11 protein-coding genes are annotated in these 7,204 nt (G+C 67.3%); 5 read left to right on the top strand and 6 right to left on the bottom strand.

Features of this window, described 5'->3' with window-relative positions:
* Nucleotides 1–91 precede the first annotated feature (91 nt).
* Complete coding sequence (locus tag ACFQEU_RS08925; RefSeq protein WP_379781334.1) at nt 92–448, bottom strand: DUF7542 family protein; 357 nt, start codon at nt 446–448, stop codon at nt 92–94.
* 95 nt (nt 449–543) lie between these two features.
* Between ACFQEU_RS08925 and ACFQEU_RS08920 the strand changes: the two genes are divergently transcribed.
* From ACFQEU_RS08920 to ACFQEU_RS08910, 3 genes are all read left to right on the top strand, one after another.
* Nucleotides 544–711, top strand: a complete 168-nt coding sequence (locus ACFQEU_RS08920; protein WP_379781332.1) for a hypothetical protein — start codon at nt 544–546, stop codon at nt 709–711.
* The gene (locus ACFQEU_RS08915; protein ID WP_379781330.1) at nt 708–1,508 is read left to right on the top strand and encodes a sulfite exporter TauE/SafE family protein; all 801 of its coding nucleotides are present in this window, start codon (nt 708–710) and stop codon (nt 1,506–1,508) included. The genes ACFQEU_RS08920 and ACFQEU_RS08915 overlap by 4 nt, the downstream gene beginning before the upstream one ends.
* 95 nt (nt 1,509–1,603) lie before the next feature.
* Nucleotides 1,604–2,290, top strand: coding sequence for an SCO family protein (locus ACFQEU_RS08910; RefSeq protein ID WP_379781328.1), 687 nt, complete (start codon nt 1,604–1,606; stop codon nt 2,288–2,290).
* A 133-nt stretch (nt 2,291–2,423) separates the two neighbouring features.
* Here the strand turns inward: ACFQEU_RS08910 and ACFQEU_RS08905 are convergent, their stop codons facing one another.
* The 5 genes from ACFQEU_RS08905 to ACFQEU_RS08885 are packed head-to-tail and all read right to left on the bottom strand — an operon-like array spanning nt 2,424 to nt 5,883.
* Entirely contained in the window at nt 2,424–3,149 is a 726-nt protein-coding gene (locus ACFQEU_RS08905) for a DUF7546 family protein (protein ID WP_379781326.1), read from the bottom strand.
* Between the two features lie 11 nt (nt 3,150–3,160).
* Nucleotides 3,161–3,391 carry a CbaC protein gene (locus ACFQEU_RS08900; protein WP_379781324.1) on the bottom strand — a complete coding sequence of 77 codons (231 nt, stop codon included), beginning with the start codon at nt 3,389–3,391 and terminating at the stop codon, nt 3,161–3,163.
* The gene (locus ACFQEU_RS08895) at nt 3,388–5,181 is read right to left on the bottom strand and encodes a b(o/a)3-type cytochrome-c oxidase subunit 1 (protein ID WP_379781322.1); all 1,794 of its coding nucleotides are present in this window, start codon (nt 5,179–5,181) and stop codon (nt 3,388–3,390) included. Before ACFQEU_RS08895 ends, ACFQEU_RS08900 begins: the two co-directional genes overlap by 4 nt.
* Nucleotides 5,178–5,702 carry a cytochrome c oxidase subunit II gene (locus ACFQEU_RS08890; protein ID WP_379781320.1) on the bottom strand — a complete coding sequence of 175 codons (525 nt, stop codon included), beginning with the start codon at nt 5,700–5,702 and terminating at the stop codon, nt 5,178–5,180. Before ACFQEU_RS08890 ends, ACFQEU_RS08895 begins: the two co-directional genes overlap by 4 nt.
* Before the next feature lie 7 nt (nt 5,703–5,709).
* Nucleotides 5,710–5,883, bottom strand: coding sequence for a hypothetical protein (locus tag ACFQEU_RS08885; RefSeq protein ID WP_379781317.1), 174 nt, complete (start codon nt 5,881–5,883; stop codon nt 5,710–5,712).
* A 96-nt stretch (nt 5,884–5,979) separates the two neighbouring features.
* Here ACFQEU_RS08885 and ACFQEU_RS08880 point away from each other — a divergent pair, with 96 nt between their 5' ends.
* Nucleotides 5,980–6,186 (top strand): hypothetical protein, encoded by a 207-nt coding sequence (locus ACFQEU_RS08880; protein WP_379781314.1) that lies wholly within the window; start codon nt 5,980–5,982, stop codon nt 6,184–6,186.
* Between the two features lie 51 nt (nt 6,187–6,237).
* Nucleotides 6,238–7,204 (top strand): cation transporter (locus ACFQEU_RS08875; protein ID WP_379781311.1); only part of this gene is annotated, 967 nt, incomplete at its 3' end.

Below are 7,204 nucleotides of genomic sequence, written 5' to 3'. Positions count from 1 at the left end.
GACGTTCGCCGCGCTGCTGCTCGCGACGACCGTGCTCGTCGGGATCGGTCACGACACCGCCCTGAAGCGGTTGGCCGGTCACTCGCGGTCGCTAACGCGAGTCGCCGGCACGGTCCTCGTCGTCGCTGGCGCGATTCAGATCGGACTCGCCGTCTGAGTCGTCAGCGCTCTTGCGGCTATCCGCGGCCACATCGCCGCGCGTCGCCTCCCCACCCCCGAGAAGGGGCGAGTCCGCGTCGGCGGACCCGGGGACCCCACAAACGCCGGCAGCCGCGCCCGCCCGCTCGACCCCACTCGAGAGCGCCTCGATCCGCCAGTCGACCGTGTGGCCGTGCTCCGCTTCGTGGTCGGCGAGCGCCGAGCGCGCGGCACGGAGCGTCGAATACGCCGATTCGAACCGACAGTCGGCACACGCGACCACGATCCGGCTTCGATCCGGTCGATCCATGGGGCCCGTACGGCCGGCCGCGAGATAACGCCCGCGATCGCTCGCGAGAGGATCGCACCAGACGCGTTAATCGGACGTGGAACGAACGATACGACGTGGACGAAACCGACGTGACGGGCACGCGCGGACCCACCGACGGGTACTCTGAGAGGGCCACTGAGTCGATCGCTACTGGGGATCACGACGCGGCCGCCATCGGGGGTCACGACGGGGCTGCGGCCGTGGGCGACGACACGCAGACAGGCTGGAGCGGATCGCCGTGACGGCGACGTGTGAGCCGTCCGGTAGCATCTACGCGTCCGAGCCGTTGAGCCTCGTCGTCTTCCTCGCCATCGGGCTGCTCGGCGGAGCCCACTGTATCGGGATGTGTGGCCCGCTCGTCACGACGTACGCCGACCGGATGCGGAGGGGGAACGACGGTCGCCGGAGCGACGATCTCACCGTGCGACAGGTCCGACAACACGCGCTGTTCAACCTCGGGCGGGCCGCGAGCTACACGGCGATCGGGGCGCTGTTCGGGCTCGCCGGCAGCGTCGCGTTCGTTACGGGGCGGGCAGCGACGGGAGTCGCGCGCGACGTTCACGCCGTGACCGGGATCGTCGTCGGCGCAGTCATCGTCGCGATCGGGGTCCGGTACGCGGTGCGGCTCGAGTTCCCGGCGACCCGGATCCCCGGCCTCGGTCGGCTCTCCACGGTCGTCACCGGTCGGATAGTGCCGCGAGTGGACGCATGGGTCGGGGACGCCCGGATCGCCGGGTTGGGTGCGGCACACGGGCTGTTGCCGTGTCCGTTGTTGTACCCTGCGTTCCTCTACGCGTTCGTCCAGGCCGACCCCCTCGGCGGTGCCCTCGCGCTCGCCGCGCTCGGCATCGGGACGATCCCCGCGATGTTCCTGATGGGGACGTTGTTCGCGTCGGTGAGCCGGGAGACGCGACTGCGGTTCCATCGAGTGCTCGGCGTCGTCTTCGTCGTCCTCGGCTACATCCCGCTCCAGCACGGACTCATGGTGATCGGCGTCCCGCTGCCACACCCGCCGATCCCGTACTACTCCCCGATCTGAGCGGCTGTCCCGCCGGGGCGGTCGTCGAGCACGTTCCGAGACTCGTCGGACGATCGCACCAGACGCGTTATTCGGATCGAAACCCGAGAGAAGCTATGAAGCGACGCGCACTGCTCGGTGGGGCCGCTGCCGTAACGGCCGGAACGGCGGGCTGTCTTACGCGGGTGTTCGACGACGGACCGGAAAACGTCGTCCTCGACCCACAGGAGGACCAGATCGCCGAGAGCGAGGCGCTCTCGTACCCCGCCTACGGCGAGTCGATGCCGACGTTCTCGCTGGCGGACCCCGTCCAAGGGACCACCGTCGACAGCGGAGACGTCGACCGCACCGCGGTGTACACCACCTTCTTCGCGTCCTGTCCGGCCGAGTGTGGAGTCCTGCTGACCAGACTCGCCGGGATCCAGAGGCTCGTCGCCGAGCGTGGCTTGGACGACGATGTGGTCTTCCTCCCGATCACGTTCGACCCCGAGCGCGACGACGCGGCCGCGCTCCGCGAGAACGCCGATATCTACGGCGTCGACCTCGACGCCGGCAACTGGCACTACCTTCGCCCGGAGACCCCGGACGAAGCGAAACGGGTGGTCGAGGACGAGCTCGGGTTCGGCTTCGAGCGCGAGACCGAGAGCGATCGACTCCCGGGGTACGACTTCGCACACATCGTGGTCACGCTCCTCGTCAATCCCGACGGCGTCGTCGAGCGCGCCTACCGCGGTGAGAACCTCGACCACAACCGCGTCGTCGACGACATCGAAACCGTCGTGGAGGGGTTCAGCGAGCGCTGACCCGGCGGCAGTCGGGGAAGGCTTCGAGCGTGCTCAAGAAGGGGGTTAGCCGCAGTCGGTACGGAGTTCGAGCGTGGTCGGAGCGACCGATCGCCGAGGACCTACCGGGCCCCGTCGATGCCCTGTCCCGCCATCATCGCCGGCAAGAACCGCCCCCGCGGACGACGACGGCCGCGAGCAGCAGCGTAGCCGTGACGAACGCGACCGTCGACAGCCGGATCGATCCGACACCCTCGAACAGCGGGATGCCGACGGCTGACCCGAGGGCAGCGACGACCGGCAGGAGACAGCCGGCACAGCTGAACAACCCGACGAACCCGGCCGCAAGCGACCCGGACCGAACGGCGAGCGCGCCCGCCAACAGGACGCCGAGGACGACGTAGCCAACCGCCTGAAACGGCACGACCGCGACCGCGAGCACGCCGAGATCGGCGAGGACGATCGGTCCCCACCCCGGAAGCGCCCCGGTCACGGAGACGCCGACGCCCGTCGTGCCGAAGGAGACGAGCCCGCTGACCCCCGCGAGCAGGAGGACGTATGCCATGGCGACACCGACCGCCCAGCGAGGGACGTCACCGACCGCCGTCGTGTTCCCGCCCCGTCCCCCGGCTGCCGTGGCCGCCGCAAGCGCCGCGGCACCGACGGAGAACCAGACGAGTGGGTAGCCGGCACGGCTCGGGTCGATCACGTCGACGCTCGTCGTCGCGAGGTAGACGGCGAGAACGACGAGATACGCGAGGGCAACGAGTGTCCCGGCCAGCGAACCACGGTACACCGCACCCGAGCGCCCGTAGAAGCGGTCAGGGAGCCGGGGCGGTGTGGCCGTGTTCGCGGCGTCGTCGTCGGTGTTCGTCGCCATGGATCGGACGGTTAGGCGGGGTCGTTCGGGTCCGACGCGCTCGCGTCGTCGGCGTCGCGCCAGCCACCTTTGAGCTGGACGACGGCGATGGCGACACCGGCGAGCACGAACACGCCGATCATGTAGGGGATCAACGGGAGCTCGACCCCAACGAAATCCAGCACGGTCCGGATCTCGTACAGTATCACGCCGAACACCGCGAGCGCGACGTACAGCCCGCCGCGAGTGATGTCCACGGTCATCGGATCACCTCCACGACCGGCGTCGCGGTGTCGGCGAGCGCACCGAGGACCGGGGCGACCGCGTCCGCGACCGCGACCACCGGGGCCGCGACCCACTGCGGGTACGTCCCGACACCGGGCCCGAACAGGCCGCCGTTGTTGACGATAGCCGCGAGCGGGAGCGCGTACGCGAGCACGACGAGGACGACCGCGATCCCCACCCACAGGCGCAGGTTATCCAAGACCTTCGGAGCGTCCTCGGGACCGGAGAGTGCGGGCGGGAGGGGCTCCGCGAGCCCGGATACCTTCGGGTTCCCCATCGTCAACACGACGTTACCGATGAACAAGACCGTCGAGACGAACAGCAGGGTCCCCCCGATGGCGATCTGGATATTGAGCTCCTCGACGCCGCCAAAGCCGATCGGGTAGTCGAAGCCGGCGTACTCCGGCTCCGCGGTCCGTCGGGGGACTCCCAGAAGCCCTTGCGCGTGCATCGCGTTCGACATGAGCGCCATCCCGATGAACCAGAGGACGACCTGGAACAGCCCGATCGCATTGCTGTAGATCGGTTTGTTCGTGATCTGTGGCCAGATCCAGTAGGTCGCCGCCATGAACGTGAGCGCGACCGCGGTACCGACGGTGAGGTGGAAGTGACCGGGGACCCACAGCGTGTTGTGGATCATGTAGTTGATGTTGAGCCCCGCGTTCACCATGCCGGAGAAGCCGCCGGCCGCGAACATCAGACCCGCGAGCATCATGCCGGTGAACGCCGGGTTCCGCCACGGAAGCGACCGAAGCCAGCCGAACAGCCCAGTGCCGCCGCGTTGACGTGCGCCGTACTCGACGCTGGCGACGACGGTGAACGCGGTGAGCAGGCTGGGCAACAACAGGAACATCGTGTTCGTCATCGAGATGAACTTGAACCCCTCCGCGATGCCGGGGTCGAGGTACTGGTGGTGGATCCCGACGGGGGTCGAAAGCAGGAGGAACAACACGAAGACGACCCGGGCGAGCGGGTCGCTGAACAGCCGTCCACCGGCGATCTTCGGGAGCACGGTGTACCACAGCAGGTACGCTGGCATCAGCCAGAAGTAGACGACGGGGTGGCCGAAGAACCAGAACAGCGTCCGCGTGAGCGTTGGGTTCACCTGCTCGATCAACCCGAGCGACCAGGGCAGCAGGAAGACGAGGACGGATGCGGCGATCGCCGACGTCGCGATGTACCACATGATCATCGTCGTCAGCACCATGAACGTCTGGAGCGGGATCCGTTCGTCCGGGTTGTCCTCGCGCCACGCGAGCCACGTGCGGAACCAGTCGGCCCCCGCGAGCCACGTCCCGATGATGAACACGACGAGCCCGGCGTAGAACAGCGGGTGCGCCTGTAACGGCGCGTAGAACGTGAACAGCACGTCGGCACTCATGTCGAGCCGGTCCGTGAACCCGGCGAGGATCGCGATCCCGGTCATCGTGATCCCCGCCGACATGAGCAGGTACCACGTCCACGTGATTCGGATGTCGACGACGGGGCGGTCGAGGCTTCGGACGACCGCCCACGTGAACAGGCCGACGAGGAAGAAGATGGTGAAACTGATGACGAGGAAGACGCCGTGGGCCGTCAACACGGTGTAGTACTCCGCGGAGCTGATGAGCCCGCGGAAGATATCGGTCCGATGGAGCGTCTGGACGATGCCGAACAGCGCACCCAACGCGAGCGCGAGGAAGGAGCCGAGGAACGCGGCACGGACGACCTTCGCCTCCTGGGGGAACTTGTCGACGAACGTCGGCTCCGTTTCGAGTTCGGCGCTCATGCGTCGTCACCTCCGTCGGTCATCTCGGCGTACTCCTCCTCGGAGACGACCTTGAGGGTTCCCTCCATGACGTGGTGGCCCGCACCGCAGTACTCGTTACAGACGATCCCGTACTCGCGGGGCTCGTTCGCCTCGACGGAGATCTCGGCGACCTCGCCGGGCACGACCATCGTGTTCGCGTTCGTGCCGACGACCTGGAAGCCGTGGATCACGTCCGAAGAGGTGATATAGAACGTTACCTCGCTGTTCTCGGGCACGACGATCGGGTCACCCGTTCCGGGGTTGAACCCGTACTGGTACGCCTCCACGTACACCTCGTAGCTGTTCTCGCCGACCTGCTCGACACGCGGGTCGGCGAACCGGTCGTCCTCGTCGAGCGCACCCGCGTCGATCTGTCCGCCGCTATCGGAGACCATCGCGATCCCCGGGCCGACCGCGCCGTAGGTGACCGATCCGATAAGTAGCAGGATCAACACGAGCGACAGCGCGAGCCAGAGTTTCTCGTATGCGTGGATATGCATTCCGTGGTCACCCCACGATGACGAGGTCCCGCCCGAGGAACTCGATGTAGTAAACGTACACCCACGCCAACACTAATATCGCAAAGTACACGGCGATGAGCGCCAGGGTCCCGACCGGGTCGAACTCCTCCTCGCCGCCGCCGTCGTCGACGGCCGCCTGTGCGGTCTCGGTTCGGCTCATGGTAGGCGTTGGCCGTACCGGCTCATATACGATCGAACCGTTCCCAGATAGTAAGAACCTTACTGTTATGTATGAGCAGCGGGGATAATTGTGGGTATGCAGCTCCCGTTACAGCGCGCCGTACTCCTCGTGTTGGGCGCACTCGTTCCGGTACTCGCGTACGCGGTCGCGCGAGCCGACCTGCTCGTGGCGGTTGCCGCGGTGAACGTGTTCCTGATCTTCGCGAGCCTCCGTATCGCCACCGGCGGAAGCGATCGGTTCGACGGGAATGGGACCGATCACGACGCACGCGGGAGCAGCTGACCGGTAGAGTGCGCCGAGAGCGCCCCGACTGACGGATCGTGAACCCAACATATGTCGAGCTGTACACTCTGTGACCTCCCAACTGGGGATGACCCACACACGGACCCGTCGGTCGACGGCGAGTTCTGCTGTCGGGGGTGTCTGGCGGTTGCCCGCTCGCTCGATGACGTCGACGACCTCGACGACGTCGCGGAGCGCCGCCCGGGGGCGGACCCGGGCGAATCGTTCGACGGCGAGACGACGTTCCTCCACGTCGACGGGATGCACTGTGCGACCTGTGAGTCCTTCCTCGAGCTGACCGCCGGGAAACAGGAGGGCGTCGAGGCCGCCGAGGCGAGCTACGCGACCGACACGATCCGCGTCGACTACGACCCCGAACAGGTCGACCGCGACGACCTCCCGACCGCCCTCTCCGTCGCGGGCTACACCGCGAGCGACCGGGCAGAACCGGAGCCGGAGGGTGACGACGTCGATGTGGTTCGGTTCCTCGTCGGCGGTGGGTTCTTCGGCATGATGGCGATGCTGTGGTACGTGTTGTTCCTGTACCCGACCTACTTCGGATACGAGCCGCTTCTGGATCTCGGCGGGGTGTCGGGACTCTACCTGTTCACCCAGATCTGGGTGTTCACGTCCATCGTGCTGTTTTACACCGGGTTCCCGATCCTCCGCGGGGCGTACGTGAGTCTCCGGGCGGGGCAGCCGAACATGGACCTTCTGGTGTCGCTGGCGGCGACGAGTTCGTACGCGTACAGCACGCTCGCGATGTTCCTCGGCCGGACCGACCTCTACTTCGACGTCACCATCGCCGTGATCCTCGTCGTCACCGCCGGTGGCCACTACGAGGCGATCATCAAGGAGCGCGCAACGGGCGCGCTCTCGGCGCTAACGACGGCGGCGGAGACGACCGTGAGACGTGAATCGGGTGGGACCGTCCCAACGGAGGCGGTCGAGCCGGGCGACCGGCTGCTCGTCAGGCCCGGCGAGCGGGTGCCGTTCGACGGGACCGTCGCGGACGGGA

Source organism: Halorubrum tibetense (genome assembly GCF_042661865.1).
GTDB classification, from domain to species: domain Archaea; phylum Halobacteriota; class Halobacteria; order Halobacteriales; family Haloferacaceae; genus Halorubrum; species Halorubrum tibetense.
This window is presented reverse-complemented; position numbering and strand designations above follow the sequence as displayed.